We start from the raw sequence: 18143 nt of genomic DNA, 5'->3' as shown, positions 1-18143 counted from the left end.
TTGCCGATGGAAACGCTGCTTGACCTGACCGCGCAGATGGCGCGCGAGGGTATTCGTCGCCTGCTGGTGCTCAGCGGCGACGAACATTGGTGTCTGGCGCAGGCCGTTGAGCTGCGAGAGCGGCTGGGCGGCGATAGTCTGTGGGTCGGCGCGTTGCCGCAGCAGGAACCCAGCGTGGCGCCGGGCGCGCTGAAAACGCTGCTCGGGCGCGAGTTCCTGCATGCCTTCTTCGATGCTCGTCACGGTTTTGACGTGGCGGCTTTTGCTGCCCTCGGCGGTACGCTGCGCGCCGGCAGTTGGTTAGTGCTCCTCGCACCGGATTTTGCCCGCTGGCCTGAGCAGGCGGATGGCGATTCGCTGCGCTGGAGCGATACGTCTGAACCGATTGCCACCCCTAACTTTGTCCATCGTTGTCTTCAACTCTTTAGCGCGGATCCTGAGGTCGCGCTGTGGCGACAGGGCGACGGCTTACGGTTGCCGGAGGCCGCGCCGCGCAGGCACTGGCATGCTGCCGATGGCTACCCGCAGGCCGAACAGGCCGCCATTCTTTCGTCACTACTGTCATCGCCCCCGGAAATTGCCGCCGTCACCGCCGGGCGCGGGCGCGGTAAATCTGCGCTGGCGGGAATGTTGATCCATCAGCTCGCCGGCTCCGCCATCGTCACCGCGCCGACGCGCGACGCGACAGCGGTCATCGCCGCTTTTGCGGGACAGAAGATGTGCTTTATGGCGCCTGATGCCCTGCTGGCAAGCGACGCGAAAGCCGACTGGCTGGTGGTTGATGAGGCCGCCGCTATCCCCGCGCCGACGCTACGCCAGCTGACGGCGCGTTTTCCCCATACGCTGTTAACGACCACTGTTCAGGGCTATGAGGGAACCGGCCGCGGCTTCTTATTGAAGTTCTGCGCCGGTTTCCCAACGCTACGGCGGTATCATCTGTCGTCGCCGATTCGCTGGGCGCCGGGTTGCCCGCTGGAGTCGGTTATCGACCGGTTATTATTATTTAACGATGAGGCGTTTCTCCATGTGCCACATGGGGAACCGCAGCTGGAGACGTTAAGCCAGGATGCCTGGCGCGAACAACCCACGCGCCCATCAGAGGCTTATCAACTGCTTTCCGGCGCGCATTACCGCACTTCGCCGCTGGATTTGCGCAGGATGATGGATGCGCCGGGCCAGCACTTTACCGTGGCTCGCTGCGGGGATGGCGTCGCTGGCGCGGTGTGGCTGGTGGAGGAGGGAGGGCTTGAACCTGAACTTAGCCGTGCCGTCTGGGCTGGATATCGCCGCCCGCGCGGCAATCTTGTGGCCCAGTCATTGGCCGCGCATGGCGGCAGCCCGCTGGCGGCGACGCTGACCGGCAGGCGCGTCAGCCGTATTGCCGTACATCCAGCGCGTCAGCGCGAAGGGCTGGGGCAGCATTTAATCGCCCATGCCGTCAAGCAGACGCACGGCTGTGACTATCTCTCCGTCAGCTTTGGTTATACCCCTGAACTATGGCGCTTCTGGCAGTGCTGCGGTTTTCTGCTGGTGCGGATGGGCACGCATCGCGAGGCGAGCAGCGGTTGCTATACGGCGATGGCGCTTTATCCGCTCAGTGCAGCGGGGCAGCAACTGGCCTGGCGCGAACATCAACGGCTGGCGCGGGATGAACGCTGGCTAAGTCAGTGGCGTGATGAACGCGCTCCGGTGACGGCGGATGAAACAGCTATGCTTACTGAGGAGGACTGGCTGGAGATTGCCGGTTTTGCCTTTGCGCATCGTCCACTGCTGACGGCGGTTGGGAGTCTGAACCGGCTTCTGCAGGTGACGCCGCTGCCGTTAGTGGCGCTTCGTGCGCGATTAGCGCAGCACGATGAGGCAGCGCTGTGCGCAAACCTTGGTTTATCCGGGCGCAAGGCGCTGTTGGGGCGACTGCGGGAAGAGGCGGCGGCGGCGCTGTCAGGCCTCGATCCTGCCCGCACGCAACGGCTGGACGAGTGGGTCAGGAAGCTGCAATTTTTTTAACTAACTCATTCAGTTAAATGGCATGGTCATATTCTCTGCGCGGCGTAAACTGCCTTGCATCAATCAGGAGCCAGATTCCTGCTTATCTGAGACATCAGGAGATAACCATGAAACACGATCACTTTATTGTTCAGAGCCCGGCAACACCTGCGCAACAGTTGCTGCTGCTGTTTCATGGCGTTGGCGATAATCCGGTTTCGATGGGGCAAATTGGTAGCTGGTTTGCGCCGCAATTTCCTAATGCGCTCATTGTCAGTATCGGCGGCGCAGAACCCTGCGGCCCGGCGCCGGCGCGGCAGTGGTTTTCGGTGCAAGGCGTGACGGAAGAAAATCGTCAGCAACGCATCGATGCCATTATGCCGACCTTTATTGAAACGGTGCGCTACTGGCAAAAACAGAGCGGTTTAGGCCCACAGGCGACGGCGCTGATCGGTTTTTCGCAGGGGGCGATTATGTCGCTTGAGAGTATTAAAGCCGAGCCAGGGCTGGCGTCGCGGGTGATTGCCTTTAACGGCCGTTACGCGTCGTTGCCGCAAACGGCGACCACGCAAACCACCGTGCATCTGATCCACGGCGGCGAGGATCGGGTGATCGATCTGGCGTGGGCGGTTTCCGCGCAGGAGCGGCTGCAGGAACTGGGGGGAGATGTCACGCTGGATATCGTTGAAGATCTCGGACATGCCATTGATGACCGGAGCATGCAGTTTGCCCTCGATCGGCTGCGTTATACCGTACCGAAGCACTATTTTGATGAAGCGCTAAGCGGCGGTACGCCGAAAGATGACGATATTATCGAAATGCTGTAATGGCCCCGCGGCACAACGTCGGCTGGTTTAGGTAAATACTGTTATCGGTTTACAACTGTTTTAAGGGTTTTCCCGGATGCGGCGCGTTGCGCCTTCTCCGGGCTACCAAATCGCACAGCGCTGTAGCCCCGGTAAGCGGCAGCGCCACCGGGGAATTTTGAGGCCACCAACACCGGCAGTTTCAGTTGCCTTGGGAACAGAGGTAAAATTGAGAGCTTCATCTCGCAATGGTACGGGCCGTAGCCCGGGTAAGGCGTCAGCCGCTACCCGGGAATGCATCCAGCCTACGCGATGACGGGGAGCGCAGGTTTACTTCTTCGGCTGGTCTTTGTTCGGCCAGTCGTCGTCGTCATCCCACTTGCTATTGAAGTCGCGATGCGGCGGCAGATCCGGTTTGTTATCGAGATATTTTTTCGGGTCGACGCGATTAAGATCTTTAATCACGTTGATCATCACGCCGACTAAAAATACCAACACCAGAATCCACCAGTGGTTGATAAGCCATTCCATGCTGTGTCCTCTTTTTACCCCGCAGCGGCGCTGCAGGGTAATCGTTATTGTCGTCAGGCGACCAGTTGTTCCATGATGCGTTGATACATCCGCGCCAGCAGCTGCAGGTCGGCGGCATTGACGCATTCATTAATTTTATGAATGGTCGCATTCACCGGACCCAGTTCAACTACCTGCGCGCCCATGCGGGCGATAAAGCGTCCGTCAGAGGTACCGCCGGTGGTTAGCAACTGCGGTTTTACTTCATTATAGTGCTCAATGGCGTTCACTACCGCATCGACAAGATTGCCGCGGCCGGTCAGGAATGGCTGGCCGGAAAGCCACCATTCGACGGTATAGCGCAGCTGATATTTTTCCAGCAGCGCGATGATGCGCGCCTTGATCATCTCGTCGGTCAACTCGGTGCTGAAACGGAAGTTGAACTGAACGAACATATCGCCTGGGATGACGTTGTTACTGCCGGTGCCGGACTGCACGTTGGCGATTTGCATGCTGGTCGGCGGGAAGTACTCATTGCCTTTATCCCATTCAATAGCCACCAGCTCCGCCAGCATCGGCGCCGCGCGGTGTACCGGGTTATCGGCGAGGTGCGGATAAGCGACGTGGCCCTGGACACCATGAATCGTCAGGTTACAGGTGAGTGAACCGCGACGGCCATTTTTCACGACATCGCCAACCACTTCGGTACTTGAAGGTTCGCCGACCAGGCAGTAATCAAGGCGCTCGTTACGCGCCATCAGCGTTTCGACCACTTTTACCGTGCCATGGGTGGCGCTGGCTTCTTCATCTGAGGTGATGAGAAACGCCAGACGGCCTTTGTGGTTCGGATACTGCGCGACAAAGCGTTCGGCGGCGACAACCATCGCCGCCAACGACCCTTTCATATCCGCCGCGCCGCGGCCAAACAGCATACCATCGCGAATAGTTGGTTCAAACGGCGGATTGATCCAGCGGTCGGCGTCGCCGGCCGGCACCACATCGGTATGGCCGGCAAAGGCCAGCGTTTCACCCTGTCCACGCCAGGCCCAGAAATTTTGCGTATCGCCGAAGTCCATTGCTTCAACGGTAAAACCGATCGCCCGCAGACGTTCAATCATTAACGCCTGGCATCCCGCATCATTGGGGCTAAGGGAAGGGCGGCGAATAAGCTGCTGAGCCAGCTCAATGACCGGGCAAGACATAGACTACACCTCGTTAATAAATTTTTCGTAGTTTGCTTCGCTAAAGCCCAGCAGCATAGGCTGACCGGGCGCGCAGAGCAATGGGCGTTTGATAATTGCCGGCATTTCCAGCATCAACGCCGCCGCCGCATCGGCATTATCGATCCCAGTGCGGACCGATTCATCGAGTTTGCGCCAGGTGGTGCCGCGGGTGTTAAGCAGCGCTTCCCAGCCTAATTCGGCAATAAAGGTATTCAGCAATTCGCGGTCCAGTCCGTCAACACGATAATCATGGAAGCGATAGTCAATCTGATGGGCTTCCAGCCAGCGGCGGGCCTTTTTAATGGTGTCGCAGTTTTTGATGCCGTACATGGTCAACATAATTAAACCTTCACATTAAAAGAATATGTTTCTCAGCTTTTTCCGAATATATAAGCTTTGTTAAATAATACGTGAATCGGCTGGATAAATATAACTTTTCAGCCTTGTCTGATTAAAATTTGTTCTTTTTCGCGACAGACTAAGATAATGAATTACAGGAATTCTGATATTAACAAAATGTTGCTTAATGTTGCTCTATGTCACATTAAATTTACATGAACCGGCTTATGGTAGCGGCAAGCCAGAGTATTCAAGGCTTGCGGCGACAAGAAAAGCGATTAGAGCGATAGATCGGACGAACTTCTCCTGAGCGGGGAAATTACCTAAAATCGCCATAATAATAAGAGAGGATATTATGATTGAACATGAACTGGGGAACTGGAAAGATTTTATCGAAGACATGCTGCGTAAATAAAATCTGGCTTTGTCGGTACTGAAGACAATGTTTGACCCATGAAAAAGGCGACTATGACAGTCGCCTTTTCTGTTATTTGCAGGTTTATTCCGGCCTCTCTTTCAGCGGGAAGCGGCGGCGCACCAACACGAAGAACAGCGGTACAAAGAAGATGGCCAGCACGGTGGCGGAGATCATCCCGCCCATGACGCCGGTACCGACCGCGTGCTGGCTGCCGGAACCCGCGCCGGTACTGGTGGCCATTGGCAGCACGCCGAAGATAAACGCCAGTGAGGTCATCAGTATCGGGCGTAGACGCTGGCGGCAGGCCGATAGCGTGGCGATCAGCAGATCTTCGCCTTTCTGGTTGAGTTCGTTGGCGAACTCAACAATCAGGATGGCGTTCTTTGCCGACAGGCCGATGACCGTCAGCAGGCCAACCTGGAAGTAGACGTCGTTTTCCAGGCCGCGCATCCAGGTCGCCAGCAGCGCGCCGATAACCCCCAGCGGCACCACCAGCATCACCGAGAACGGTACCGACCAGCTTTCATATAGCGCCGCCAGACACAGGAACACCACCAGCAGCGAGATGGCGTACAGGGCAGGCGCCTGAGCGCCAGACATACGCTCCTGATAGGACATCGCCGTCCATTCCAGGCCGAAACCGTTCGGGAGCTGTTTGGCTAACTCTTCCATGATGGTCATGGCGGTACCGGTACTGACGCCTGGCGCGGCTTCACCGACGATCTCGACCGCTGAGTAGCCATTGTAACGTTCAAGGCGCGGAGAGCCCGTTTCCCAACGCGAAGTGGCGAAGGCGGAGAACGGTACCATGGTGCCGCTACTGTTACGCACATACCACAGATTGATATCGTCCGGCAGCATGCGATATTTCGCCGCCGCCTGAACGTAGACCTTCTTCACGCGTCCGCGATCCATAAAGTCGTTTACGTAGCTCGAACCCCAGGCGGTCTGCAGCGTATCGTTAATATCATCAATAGAGACCCCCAGCGCCTGGGCTTTACGCTGGTCGATATCAACCTGTAGCTGCGGGCTGTCGTCCAGACCGTTGTGGCGAACGCGGGTGAGCTGGTCATTGTTCGCCGCCAGCTCCAGCAGCTTGTCGCGTGCTGACATCAACGCCTCGTGACCATTACCGGCGTGGTCTTCGAGCTCCATATCGAAGCCCGCGGAGCTGCCAAGACCGCTGATGGCCGGTGGGCTGCTGGCAAAAACGCGCGCTTCTTTAATTTTATTGAAGGCTTTGGTCGCGCGCTCAATGATAGCGAACGAGGAACCGGTTGTCGGGTCTCGCTGGTCCCAGTCTTTAAGGCGGACAAACATACGAGCGACGTTCTGGCCGTTGCCGCCGGGGCCGGAGCCGACGGTAGCAAACACCGACTCGACGTTACTCTTCTCGTTATTGAGGAAATAATCTTCCGCTTTCTGCACCACTTTCAGCGTCTGCTGTTGGGTGGAACCGCTCGGAAGCTGTATCGAGGTGGTGAACATACCGCGGTCTTCCAGCGGCAGGAACGAAGTCGGCAGATGCAGGAACAGCAGCACCATGCCGCCGAGCAGCAGGACGTAAATCAAAATCCAGCGCAGCGAGCGGTGGAGAATTTTGCCTACGAAAGTTTCATAGCGGCTGGCGCTGCGGTTGAAGGCGCGGTTAAACCAGCCAAAGAACCCTTTTTGACCATGTACTTCGCCTTTGTGAATCGGTTTTAACAGCGTGGCGCACAGCGCCGGGGTGAGGATCATCGCTACCAGCACCGACAGCACCATTGCTGAAACGATGGTGATGGAGAACTGGCGGTAAATGGCGCCGGTGGTGCCGCCGAAGAAGGCCATAGGGACGAATACCGCCGAAAGAACCATGGCGATACCGACCAGCGCCCCCTGGATCTGCTTCATCGATTTTCGCGTCGCTTCGCGCGGCGAGAGCCCTTCCTCGCTCATAATGCGCTCGACGTTTTCGACCACGACAATGGCGTCATCGACCAGCAGGCCGATAGCCAGCACCGTCGCGAACATCGTCAGGGTGTTAATACTGTAACCGCAGGCGTAGAGCACCGCGAAGGTGCCCATCAATACCACCGGCACGGCGATGGTCGGGATCAGGGTCGCGCGGAAGTTCTGCAAGAACAAATACATGACCAGGAACACCAGCAGAATCGCCTCCAGCAGCGTTTTTACCACATCGGTAATCGAGGCTTTTACAAAAGAGGTAGTCTCGTAGGCGACTTTATACTGCAGCCCGTGCGGAAAATATTGCGACAGTTCATCAAGACGGGCGATAACGCGCTCGGCGGTGGCCATTTCGTTGGCGCCGGAGGCGAGCTTAATTCCCAGTCCCGAAGCGGCCTGACGATTATAGCGGCTCAGATAATCATATTTTTCAGCGCCCATTTCGACGCTGGCGACGTCGCCCAGAGTGACTTCCGAACCATCCTGATTCACGCGCAGGGTAATATCGCGGAACTGCTGCGGCGTTTGCAGCAGCGATTGTGAGTTGATGGTGGCGTTCAGCGCCTGTTTATCAACCGACGGGGTACCGCCCAACTGGCCGACGGCAATCTGCGCGTTTTGCGATTCGATGGCGTCAGTCACATCTTTCGCCGTCATCTGATAGCTGTTGAGTTTCGCCGGATCGAGCCAGATGCGCATCGAGTACTGCGAACCGTAGGCGTCGATATCGCCGACGCCGTTGACGCGGCTTAGAGGATCCTGCACGTTACTGGCGACGTAGTCAGCAATATCCTGCTTATCCATGCTGCCGTCGGTAGAGACAAACGCGAGAGTGAGAATGTTGGTGTCGCCGGTTTTGCGCACCGTGACCCCCTGATTTTGTACCGCCTGCGGCAGTTTACGCATCGCCGATTGCAGCTGGTTTTGTACCTGCTGCACGGCCTCATCCGGGTCGGTACCGGCGGTAAAGCTCAGGGTAACCGTTGCCTGACCGGTGGCGCTACTCTGCGATGACATATACATGAGGTTATCGAGGCCGGTCATATTCTGTTCGATAACCTGGGTCACGGTATTCTCCAGCGTCTGCGCGGAGGCGCCGGGATAATTTGCCGTCACCCGGACGTTAGGCGGCGCCAAATCCGGATATTGTTCTACGGGGAGCGACAAAATTGCCAACGTGCCGGTCAGGACCAACAGAATAGCCAAAACCCAGGCAAAGATGGGGCGATCGATAAAGAAATTCGCCATCGGAATCAGGACCTCATTGTATACATTTTTTGTTATTGCGCAGCTTGTGACACTTTATAGTTAACCCCGCAGGCAATCGTGGAGAAATTAAGGAGATAGTGTAATTTATCATGTGTCTTTTATGAGAGCGTAAAGAAACCTCTGCCGCTCCTCTCTGAATTTATATGCGCTTATCACGTCTTTTCTGTCATTCCGTCAAAGCCGCCTATTATTGCTCAGCTAAATGAAACAAAATTTCATTCAGGTCAATATTTTTGATCTAAACCGGATTCTGGCGAGAAAAGCCGATTTCTGGGCAAATGACCATTGTCCCACGGTCATGATGTCAGGTAATAAACAGTCATACTAAATGAGGGGTTATTAGCGATAAGCCGGAAGGATGTATGAACCACTTTATTATGAGCGATAGTCGCAAATGCATCGGATGCAGGGGCTGCGAAGTGGCCTGCGTGATGGCGCATAATAGCGAACAACATGTCTTGACCCCACAGCGCTTTTTGCCGCGTATTACCGTTATTAAAAACCAGAAACAGCGTAACGCGGTAACCTGTCGTCACTGTGAAGGCGCGCCCTGCGCGCGTAGCTGTCCTAATGGCGCCATTAGCCGGCAGGAAGACAGCGTATTGGTGCAGGAAGAAAAATGTATCGGCTGTAAATCCTGCGTGGTGGCTTGCCCCTTTGGCGTAATGCAAATCGTCGTCACGCCAGACGGCAGGGCAACGGCGCACAAGTGCGACTTATGCCATGAGCGCCAAGCCGGGCCGGCCTGCGTGCAGAATTGTCCGGCGCAGGCATTACAGCTGGCGACCGATTCCGCGTTAAGCGAGATGGCGAAAGCGCGGCGCCTGCGGGCAGCGCGTGCGGATGCGGCGTCGTGGCAACATCGTACTTTGACCGCTTTAGCGTCAACCTCTGGCGATAAGGCCAGCCAGATGGCGGCCACGCCCGCGCGCGGCGAGGCGGATAAACTGGCGGCTGATGCGCGTAAACAGCACTTTGGCGAAATCTATTTGCCCTTCAGCGCCGAACAGGCGCGGCGGGAAACGCAACGCTGTCTGAAATGCGGCGATCGCAGCATCTGCGAGTGGACCTGTCCGCTGCATAACCATATTCCGCAGTGGATCGAGCGGGTAAAAGCCGGCGACATCGCCAGCGCCGTTGAGCTTTCCCATCAAACTAACTGTCTGCCGGAAATCACCGGCCGCGTCTGCCCGCAGGATCGCCTGTGCGAAGGCGCCTGTACGCTGCGCGATGAGAGCGGCTCGGTGACCATCGGCAACATTGAACGCTATATCTCCGACCAGGCGCTGGCCGACGGCTGGCGCCCGAACCTTTCGGCGGTAAAAGCCAGCGGCAAGAAGGTTGCCATCATCGGCGCCGGGCCTGCGGGCCTGGCCTGCGCCGACCTTCTGGCGCGTAGCGGCGTGGCGCCGGTGGTGTTCGATCGCCACCCGGAAATCGGCGGCTTGCTGACTTTCGGTATTCCGCCTTTCAAGCTGGATAAATCATTGCTGGCCCGTCGGCGCGAGATTTTCAGCCAAATGGGCATCCGCTTTGAACTGAACTGCGAGGTGGGCAAAGACATCGAACTCGCTCAACTGCTTGCAGACTATGACGCGGTTTTCGTCGGCGCCGGTACCTATCGCTCGATGAAAGCCGATCTGCCCAATGAGGAGGCGCCGGGCGTGTATGAAGCGCTGCCGTTCCTTATCGCCAACACTAAACAAGTGATGGGGCTGGAAGCGCTGGCCGATGAACCTTATATCGATACCGCCGGGCTGAATGTTGTCGTGCTGGGGGGCGGCGATACGGCGATGGACTGCGTGCGTACCGCGCTGCGCCACGGCGCGCAACGGGTCACCTGCGCCTATCGTCGGGATGAAGCTAACATGCCGGGGTCGAAAAAAGAGGTCAAAAACGCCCGCGAAGAGGGGGCGAGCTTTGAATTCAATGTTCAGCCGATCACCCTTGAGCTCGGTGAGGACGGCCGGGTCAGCGGCGTGCGTTTTCTGCGTACCCAGCTTGGCGAACCGGACGCACAGGGCCGCCGCAGCCCGTCGCCAATCCCCGGCAGCGAATTTGTGATGCCTGCCGATGCGGTCATTATGGCGTTTGGTTTCCACCCGCATTCGATGCCGTGGCTGGAAGCCGCAGGGGTACAGCTGGACAGTCGCGGGCGGATCAAGGCGAACGTGGAGAGCCGCTATCGTTACCAGACCAGTAATCAGAAGATCTTTGCCGGCGGCGACGCGGTACGCGGCGCGGATTTGGTGGTGACGGCGATGGCGGAAGGGCGGCATGCCGCGCAGGGGATCATGGACTATCTTGGTGTCGCTTCCGCACTGCCGCACTAACGACAAAGCAGGCTCCGCGGCGTAGTATGACTGGGTTATTTCACGCTGCGGAGTTTGCATGTCACTTAATATTCACGTCATTAAAGATAAAATCCTTTCCGAAAACTACTTTCTGCTGCGCAACATGACCTATGAGTTGACGCGCCGCGACGGCAGCGTCGTGCGTCACAAACGCGAAGTGTACGATCGCGGCAACGGCGCCACGGTTTTGCTTTACAACCCCAACAAGCAGAGCGTGGTACTGGTGCGTCAGTTCCGCGTCGCCACCTGGGTTAACGGCAACCCTGATGGCATGCTGATTGAAACCTGCGCCGGACTGCTGGATAACGACGCGCCAGAGGTATGCATCCGCAAGGAGGCGATTGAGGAGACCGGCTATCAGGTCGGCGAGGCGCGCAAGGTCTTCGAACTCTATATGTCGCCCGGCGGCGTGACCGAACTGATTCACTTTTTTATCGCCGAATACAGCGAAGCGCAGCGCGCTAACCGGGGCGGCGGCGTGGATGATGAAGATATTGAGGTGCTGGAACTGCCGTTCGTCCGGGCGCTGGAGATGGTCGCCAGCGGTGAAATTCAGGATGGCAAAGCGGTGATCCTGCTGCAATACCTACAAAATTCCGGCCTGATGTCGCGGGATCTCTGATAAATCTGATTGAGCAAAACCCCGCCAGTGCTGATGATAATGATGAATTAGAAATCACTCTGTCAGTCATACTTCGGGATTGTGCCGCTCATGTTTCATCGGGTTTTAATGCTGCTTTTTTTCGGTTTTCTGCCGACGTCGTTGGCGTGGGCGGCGCCAGCCCAGCAGTTGTTTGGAGACTGGCTTGTCACCTGCAACAATCAAAATTATTGCGTCACGCGTAATGTCGGGCTGCATCATGGATTGGTGATGACGTTAAGCCGCAGCGCGGGGGCGGCCACCGATGCCGCTTTACGCATCGAACTTGGCGGCGTTGGTAATCCGGTCGCCGCGCTGGCGGCCATCGGCCCGCGGCTGCAGCTAGATGGAAAACCGCTGCATTTTGACGGTAAACATTGGCAGATTGCCGATAAGCTGATTAAAACCGGTGATAGCGTCAGTATCGACGCTTTCCTGCAGCAGGCCCAGGAGGGGAAAGAGATTACCCTGCAAAACGGTCTGCAAAGCATTTCATTGAAGGGCCTGAAGGCCGCGCTGCTATTTATTGATAATCGGCAAAAGCGGGTCGGCAGCGAAACCGCGTGGGTCGGCAAAGGTGAAGAACCACCGCTCAGCGTACCGCCAGCGCCGGCGTTGCGCACCGTAGGCAAAGCGGAGGTGGCGCAGTCGCCCCTCAGCCGCGACGAACTAAATGAGCTTATCGATTACGGCAATGAGCGGATGAACGCCAGCCCCTGTTCGCTCGATCCTTTCCGCCGGGAAATCCGCGTCACCGCGCTGACCGATGAGAAAGTTCTGCTGATGACCAGTTGCGAAGCGGGCGCCTACAATACCGTTTGGCTGGCGTGGCTGGTGTCGCGCAAAACGCCGCATCTTGCCCGCCAGGTGCGCCTGGCGCTGCCTTTCCAGCCGCCCGGCAATGCGCCGCGTGATATTGAGTTGATTAACGCCAGCTTTGACGAGCAGCGTCATGAACTGGTGACCTTCGATAAAGGCCGCGCGCCGGGCGATTGCGGGATCCAAACCCGCTGGCGTTATGACGGCCAGCGGTTCAATTTGACCCGCTACGCTCAGCAACCGCAGTGCGATAACTGGCAGGGGCCAGACGCCTGGCCCACACTATGGATCACCCGTTAAGCACCTTACGGCTGACTTCGACAATATGTTCAGCGGTAAAGCCGAAGAACGGGAACAGCTTGTCGGCGGGCGCCGATTCCCCGTAGCGGGTCATACCAACAATTGCGCCTTTCAGGCCGACATATTTATACCAGTAGTCGGCGATACCGGCTTCGATAGCGACGCGGGCGCTAACATCGGAAGGCAGCACCGACTCGCGCCAGGCCTCATCCTGAGCATCGAAAACGTCGGTGGAAGGCAGCGACACCACCCGCACGTTTATGCCGCTGGCCAGCAGCGTCTCCGCCGCCTGAACGGCGATCTCGACTTCCGAACCGGTGGCGATCAGGATGAGATCCGGCTTGCCGCCCGCATCCTTCAGAACGTAACCGCCGCGAGCAATTTCCTGCACCTGTTCCGGCGTACGGGCCATTTGCGCCAGATTCTGTCGCGAAAGGATTAATGCGGTAGGGCCGTCCTTGCGCTCAATGGCCGCCTGCCAGGCGACGGCGGTTTCCACCTGATCGCACGGACGCCAGGTACTAAAATTGGGCGTCAGCCGCAGGCTTGCCAGCTGCTCTACCGCCTGGTGCGTTGGGCCATCTTCGCCAAGGCCGATTGAATCATGGGTATAGACCATAATCTGATGCGCCTTCATCAGCGCCGCCATGCGTGCGGCGTTACGCGCGTATTCGACGAACATCAGGAAAGTCGAGGTATAGGGAATAAAACCGCCGTGCAGGGCGATGCCGTTAGCCACCGCGGTCATACCGAATTCGCGTACGCCGTAGTGGATATAATTACCCGCCTGATCCTCTTTGATCGACTTCGAGCCGGACCAGATCGTCAGGTTACTGGGCGCCAGGTCGGCGGAACCACCGAGCAGCTCAGGCAAATCCGGGCCGTAGGCGTTAAGCGCATTTTGTGAAGCCTTACGGCTGGCGATCTTCGCCGGTTCCGACTGTAGCTTCGCTACATAATCGCGGGCCGTTTTTTGCCAGTTATCCGGGAGCTCGCCTTCCATGCGCCGTTTAAGCTCAGCCGCCAGTTCTGGATACTGCTGCTGATAAGCGGCGAATTTTTCATTCCACGCATGTTCTGCTTTCTCGCCGCGCGGCCGCGCATCCCAGCCCTGATAAATTTCTTTCGGGATTTCAAACGGCGGATATTTCCAGCCCAGCTGTTCGCGGGCCAGCGCGACCTCTTTTTCCCCCAATGCCGCGCCGTGCGACTCTTCGGAACCGGCTTTATTTGGTGAACCAAAGCCGATTATGGTGCGGCAAATAATCAGCGAGGGTTTGTCTGTTACCGCCTGCGCCTCCTGGATTGCCTGCTTCACCGCCTGGGGGTCGTGACCGTCGATATCGCCAATCACGTGCCAGTGGTAGGCGCGAAAGCGCTCGGCGGTATCGTCGGTGAACCAGCCTTCAACGTGGCCGTCAATAGAGATACCGTTGTGATCGTAGAACCCGATCAGCTTGCCTAATCCCAGGGTGCCCGCCAGCGAACTGGCCTCGTGAGAAATCCCCTCCATCAGACAGCCATCGCCCATAAACACCCAGGTGTAGTGATCGACGATGTCGTGGCCGGGACGGTTAAACTGCGCCGCCAGCGTACGTTCGGCGATAGCCATCCCGACGGCGTTAGCCAGCCCCTGGCCGAGCGGCCCGGTGGTGGTTTCCACGCCGGGGGTATAACCATGTTCCGGGTGACCCGGCGTTTTCGAATGCAGCTGGCGGAAGTTTTTCAGCTCATTCATCGGCAGATCGTAGCCGGTCAAATGCAGTAGGCTATACAGCAGCATCGAAGCATGGCCGTTAGACAAAATGAAACGATCGCGATCGTACCAGTGCGGATTTGTCGGGTTGTGCTTGAGAAAATCGTTCCACAGCACTTCGGCGATATCCGCCATCCCCATCGGAGCGCCGGGGTGGCCGGAATTGGCTTTCTGGACGGCGTCCATGCTCAGGGCGCGAATGGCGTTAGCAAGCTCTCTTCGGGACATAGTCGTTTACTCCGTGACAAAGGATGACAGTTTTGCTGCTAGCAGATCTTCCAGTTTGCGTTGATCGACGGCGAACTGGCGAATACCTTCCGCCAGTTTTTCTACCGCCATCGGATCCTGGTTATGCTCCCAGCGGAATTCCGCTTCGCTCATCGGAACCGGGCGTGGCAGTATCTGATGAGCGGGGATGAGTTTGCGTATTACCGGCGCGTCGCTGGCCTGCAGCTCTTGTAACAAGGCTGGGGAGATGGTGAGGCGGTCGCAGCCGACCAGCGCGAGGATTTGTTCGGTGCGGCGGAAGCTGGCGCCCATCACGATGGTGTTGTACTTATGGAGTTTGAAATAGTCGTAGATATTGCGCACCGATTTCACCCCCGGGTCTTCATCAACCACGTAAGGATCTAACGGCTGACGCGCCTGATACCAATCGTAAATACGCCCGACGAAGGGCGAAATCAGAAACACGCCGGCTTCAGCGCAGGCGCGAGCCTGGGCGAAAGAGAACAGCAGCGTCAGGTTGCAGTGAATCCCTTCTTTTTCCAGCACCTCCGCGGCGCGGATCCCTTCCCAGGTGGAGGCTAGTTTGATCAGGATCCGCGACTTATCGATCCCCATTTCCTGATAGAGAGCGACCAGATGGCGCGCTTTCTCGATACTTTTTTCACGATTGAAGGAGAGACGGGCATCGACTTCTGTGGAGACGCGCCCTGGGATGCTTTTGAGTATTTCCGCACCAAAATTGACCGCCAGTTTATCGCAGGCATTGGCGACCTGCGTCTCGCGGTTGCCGCCCTGTTTTGCAGCCCAGGCGAGGGCATCATCGATAAGCCCGGCGTAGTTATCCAGTCCGGCAGCCTTTAAGAGCAGCGAAGGGTTGGTGGTGGCATCTTCAGGCTGATAGTAGCGGATAGATTCAATGTCGCCGCTGTCGGCGACTACGGTGGTGAATTGTTTGATACTGTCTAGCTGGTTCATTAAAAAGTACTCCTGGAACAATAAGTTGCATGAGTTCTTGTCGTTATGCGGTAGAGGTCGTGATGAGGTACATAACTAAAAAGCATAGCAGACGGGGCTATCATTGACCGTGAAACTAGGTTACATAAATATTATAAATTGATAACAACCAGACCTTTGTGATGGCAAGAGTATGGCGGCCTTCAAAGTTTAAACCGCCGTCAGGCGCGATACTAAGCCTCGCCTTAAGGCGGGCCGACGGCTCGCCATCACGCTTCACCCCCTACGATTCGATACGTGAAAGGAACCATAAAATGGATGAGCAGTTGAAACAAAGCGCCCTCGATTTCCACGAGTTCCCGGTGCCCGGGAAAATTCAGGTGTCGCCGACTAAACCCCTGGCGACCCAACGCGATCTGGCGCTGGCATATTCGCCGGGCGTTGCCGCGCCGTGCCTGGAAATTGAGAAGGATCCTTTGGCCGCTTACAAATACACCGCTCGCGGCAACCTCGTGGCGGTGGTCTCCAACGGTACCGCCGTCCTCGGTTTAGGCAATATCGGCGCGCTGGCCGGAAAACCGGTAATGGAAGGAAAGGGCGTTCTGTTTAAAAAGTTCGCCGGTATCGATGTGTTCGATATTGAAGTTGATGAGCTGGATCCTGACAAATTCATTAATGTCGTTGCCGCCCTGGAGCCGACGTTTGGCGGCATCAACCTCGAAGATATTAAAGCGCCGGAATGTTTCTACATTGAGCAGAAACTGCGTGAGCGCATGAATATTCCGGTGTTCCACGACGATCAGCACGGCACGGCGATTATCAGCACTGCGGCGATTCTCAACGGTCTGCGGGTGGTTGAGAAGAATCTCTCTGATGTGCGGATGGTGGTCTCCGGCGCGGGAGCGGCGGCTATCGCCTGTATGAACCTGCTGGTGGCGCTGGGAATGCAGAAACACAATATCGTGGTCTGCGACTCGAAAGGCGTTATCTATAAAGACCGTGAAGCCAACATGGCGGAAACCAAAGTGGCCTACGCGGTGGAAGACGACGGGAAACGTACCCTCGACGATGTCATCGATGGCGCGGACATTTTCCTTGGCTGCTCCGGGCCGAAAGTTCTGACCCCGGAGATGGTCAAGAAAATGGCGCGCTCGCCGCTGATCCTCGCTCTGGCGAACCCGGAGCCGGAAATCCTGCCGCCGCTGGCGAAGGAAGTGCGCGACGACGTGATTATTTGTACCGGCCGTTCCGACTATCCAAACCAGGTCAACAACGTGCTGTGCTTCCCGTTCATCTTCCGCGGCGCGCTGGATGTTGGCGCGACGGCGATAAACGAAGAGATGAAGCTGGCGGCGGTTCATGCTATCGCCGAGCTGGCGCATGCCGAACAGAGCGAAGTCGTGGCTTCCGCCTATGGCGACCAGGATCTCAGCTTTGGCCCGGAGTACATTATTCCGAAACCGTTCGATCCGCGCCTGATCGTCAAGATTGCGCCAGCGGTCGCTAAAGCGGCGATGGAATCAGGCGTGGCGACCCGGCCGATTGCCGACTTCGATGCCTACATCGAGAAACTGAGCGAGTTTGTCTATAAAACTAACCTGTTTATGAAGCCGATCTTCTCCCAGGCGCGCAAAGAGCCGAAGCGCGTGGTGCTGGCGGAAGGTGAGGAGACTCGCGTGCTGCACGCCACGCAGGAGCTGGTTTCTCTGGGGCTGGCGAAGCCAATCCTCATCGGTCGTCCGAGCGTGATTGAAATGCGTATCCAGAAACTGGGTCTGCAGATCAAACCGGGCGTGGACTTTGAAATCGTCAATAATGAATCCGATCCGCGCTTTAAAGAGTACTGGAGCGAGTACTATCAGCTGATGAAGCGCCGCGGCATTACCCAGGAGCAGGCGCAGCGGGCGGTCATTAGCAACACTTCGGTCATTGGCGCGATCATGGTTCATCGCGGTGAGGCGGATGCGATGATCTGCGGAACCATCGGCGATTATCATGAGCACTATCGCGTGGTTCAGCCGCTGTTTGGCTTCCGCGACGGCGTCAGCACCGCCGGGGCGATGAACGCGCTGCTGCTGCCTAGCGGCAACACCTTTATCGCCGACACCTACGTCAATCACGATCCATCGCCGGAAGAGCTGGCGGAGATCACCCTGATGGCGGCGGAAAGCGTGCGTCGTTTTGGTATCGAACCGCGCGTGGCGCTGCTGTCGCACTCTAACTTCGGTTCAGCTGATTGCCCGTCCGCCAGCAAAATGCGCAAAACGCTGGAATTGGTGAAAGCGAGCGCGCCGGATCTGATGATTGACGGCGAAATGCACGGCGACGCCGCGCTGGTGGAGAGCATCCGCAACGATCGTATGCCGGATAGCCCGCTGAAAGGGGCGGCTAATATTCTGGTGATGCCGAATATGGAAGCCGCGCGTATCAGCTACAACCTGCTGCGCGTCTCCAGTTCGGAAGGGGTAACCGTCGGGCCGGTACTGATGGGTATCGCTAAGCCGGTGCATATTCTGACGCCTATCGCCTCCGTGCGCCGTATCGTCAACATGGTGGCGCTGGCGGTCGTGGAAGCGCAGACCCAGCCGCTGTAA

Annotated in this window: 12 protein-coding genes and 1 pseudogene; 7 read left to right on the top strand and 6 right to left on the bottom strand. The window is 57.3% G+C overall.

Features of this window, described 5'->3' with window-relative positions:
- The first annotated feature begins 6 nt into the window (after positions 1-6).
- Positions 7-2007: a GNAT family N-acetyltransferase gene (locus ABLV07_RS17305; protein ID WP_348853627.1), complete on the top strand. Its 2001-nt coding sequence runs from the start codon at positions 7-9 to the stop codon at positions 2005-2007.
- Between the two features lie 107 nt (positions 2008-2114).
- The gene (gene ypfH / locus ABLV07_RS17300) at positions 2115-2813 is read left to right on the top strand and encodes an esterase (RefSeq protein WP_015703146.1); all 699 of its coding nucleotides are present in this window, start codon (positions 2115-2117) and stop codon (positions 2811-2813) included.
- A 309-nt stretch (positions 2814-3122) separates the two neighbouring features.
- Here ypfH and ABLV07_RS17295 read toward each other — a convergent pair whose 3' ends face one another.
- The 3 genes from ABLV07_RS17295 to ABLV07_RS17285 are packed head-to-tail and all read right to left on the bottom strand — an operon-like array spanning position 3123 to position 4864.
- Complete coding sequence (locus ABLV07_RS17295) at positions 3123-3323, bottom strand: YpfN family protein (RefSeq protein WP_015365470.1); 201 nt, start codon at positions 3321-3323, stop codon at positions 3123-3125.
- 53 nt (positions 3324-3376) lie between these two features.
- A complete protein-coding gene (dapE, locus tag ABLV07_RS17290; RefSeq protein ID WP_015365471.1) occupies positions 3377-4504 on the bottom strand; it encodes a succinyl-diaminopimelate desuccinylase in 1128 nt (375 codons plus the stop codon).
- Positions 4505-4507: 3 nt separating this feature from the next.
- Positions 4508-4864: an ArsC family reductase gene (locus tag ABLV07_RS17285; protein WP_015703145.1), complete on the bottom strand. Its 357-nt coding sequence runs from the start codon at positions 4862-4864 to the stop codon at positions 4508-4510.
- A 355-nt stretch (positions 4865-5219) separates the two neighbouring features.
- On the opposite strand from ABLV07_RS17285, the gene ypfM reads away from it, so the two are divergent.
- Positions 5220-5279 carry a protein YpfM gene (ypfM, locus tag ABLV07_RS17280; RefSeq protein ID WP_087867655.1) on the top strand — a complete coding sequence of 20 codons (60 nt, stop codon included), beginning with the start codon at positions 5220-5222 and terminating at the stop codon, positions 5277-5279.
- Positions 5280-5363: 84 nt separating this feature from the next.
- On the opposite strand, the gene acrD is transcribed toward ypfM, so the two are convergent.
- Complete coding sequence (acrD, locus tag ABLV07_RS17275) at positions 5364-8477, bottom strand: multidrug efflux RND transporter permease AcrD (RefSeq protein WP_063444888.1); 3114 nt, start codon at positions 8475-8477, stop codon at positions 5364-5366.
- Between the two features lie 383 nt (positions 8478-8860).
- On the opposite strand from acrD, the gene aegA reads away from it, so the two are divergent.
- The 3 genes and pseudogenes from aegA (at position 8861) to ABLV07_RS17260 (ending at position 12611) form a co-directional block, all read left to right on the top strand.
- Positions 8861-10831, top strand: coding sequence for a formate-dependent uric acid utilization protein AegA (gene aegA, locus ABLV07_RS17270; protein WP_348853628.1), 1971 nt, complete (start codon positions 8861-8863; stop codon positions 10829-10831).
- Positions 10832-10889: 58 nt separating this feature from the next.
- Positions 10890-11487 (top strand): annotated as a pseudogene (gene nudK / locus ABLV07_RS17265) (GDP-mannose pyrophosphatase NudK).
- Positions 11488-11564: 77 nt separating this feature from the next.
- The gene (locus ABLV07_RS17260) at positions 11565-12611 is read left to right on the top strand and encodes a DUF1176 domain-containing protein (RefSeq protein ID WP_015365477.1); all 1047 of its coding nucleotides are present in this window, start codon (positions 11565-11567) and stop codon (positions 12609-12611) included.
- On the opposite strand, the gene tkt is transcribed toward ABLV07_RS17260, so the two are convergent.
- Together tkt and tal are read right to left on the bottom strand one after the other, a co-directional pair.
- Entirely contained in the window at positions 12601-14595 is a 1995-nt protein-coding gene (gene tkt, locus ABLV07_RS17255) for a transketolase (RefSeq protein WP_015365478.1), read from the bottom strand. The two genes, ABLV07_RS17260 and tkt, sit on opposite strands and share 11 nt — an antisense overlap.
- Before the next feature lie 6 nt (positions 14596-14601).
- Positions 14602-15570 (bottom strand): transaldolase, encoded by a 969-nt coding sequence (tal, locus tag ABLV07_RS17250; protein WP_348853629.1) that lies wholly within the window; start codon positions 15568-15570, stop codon positions 14602-14604.
- A 293-nt stretch (positions 15571-15863) separates the two neighbouring features.
- On the opposite strand from tal, the gene maeB reads away from it, so the two are divergent.
- A complete protein-coding gene (gene maeB, locus ABLV07_RS17245; protein ID WP_348853630.1) occupies positions 15864-18143 on the top strand; it encodes an NADP-dependent oxaloacetate-decarboxylating malate dehydrogenase in 2280 nt (759 codons plus the stop codon).

The organism is Klebsiella sp. CN_Kp097 (assembly GCF_040064495.1).
GTDB lineage: Bacteria > Pseudomonadota > Gammaproteobacteria > Enterobacterales > Enterobacteriaceae > Klebsiella > Klebsiella aerogenes.
This window is presented reverse-complemented; position numbering and strand designations above follow the sequence as displayed.

Excerpts from the sequence above, each read along its gene's own strand:
- ypfH (WP_015703146.1), top strand. The coding sequence starts at position 2,115 with ATGAAACACGATCACTTTATTGTTCAGAGCCCGGCAACACCTGCGCAA.
- aegA (WP_348853628.1), top strand. The coding sequence starts at position 8,861 with ATGAACCACTTTATTATGAGCGATAGTCGCAAATGCATCGGATGCAGG.
- tkt (WP_015365478.1), bottom strand. The coding sequence starts at position 14,595 with ATGTCCCGAAGAGAGCTTGCTAACGCCATTCGCGCCCTGAGCATGGAC.
- dapE (WP_015365471.1), bottom strand. The coding sequence starts at position 4,504 with ATGTCTTGCCCGGTCATTGAGCTGGCTCAGCAGCTTATTCGCCGCCCT.
- ABLV07_RS17295 (WP_015365470.1), bottom strand. The coding sequence starts at position 3,323 with ATGGAATGGCTTATCAACCACTGGTGGATTCTGGTGTTGGTATTTTTA.
- ABLV07_RS17285 (WP_015703145.1), bottom strand. The coding sequence starts at position 4,864 with ATGTTGACCATGTACGGCATCAAAAACTGCGACACCATTAAAAAGGCC.
- ABLV07_RS17260 (WP_015365477.1), top strand. The coding sequence starts at position 11,565 with ATGTTTCATCGGGTTTTAATGCTGCTTTTTTTCGGTTTTCTGCCGACG.
- tal (WP_348853629.1), bottom strand. The coding sequence starts at position 15,570 with ATGAACCAGCTAGACAGTATCAAACAATTCACCACCGTAGTCGCCGAC.
- acrD (WP_063444888.1), bottom strand. The coding sequence starts at position 8,477 with ATGGCGAATTTCTTTATCGATCGCCCCATCTTTGCCTGGGTTTTGGCT.
- maeB (WP_348853630.1), top strand. The coding sequence starts at position 15,864 with ATGGATGAGCAGTTGAAACAAAGCGCCCTCGATTTCCACGAGTTCCCG.
- ABLV07_RS17305 (WP_348853627.1), top strand. The coding sequence starts at position 7 with ATGGAAACGCTGCTTGACCTGACCGCGCAGATGGCGCGCGAGGGTATT.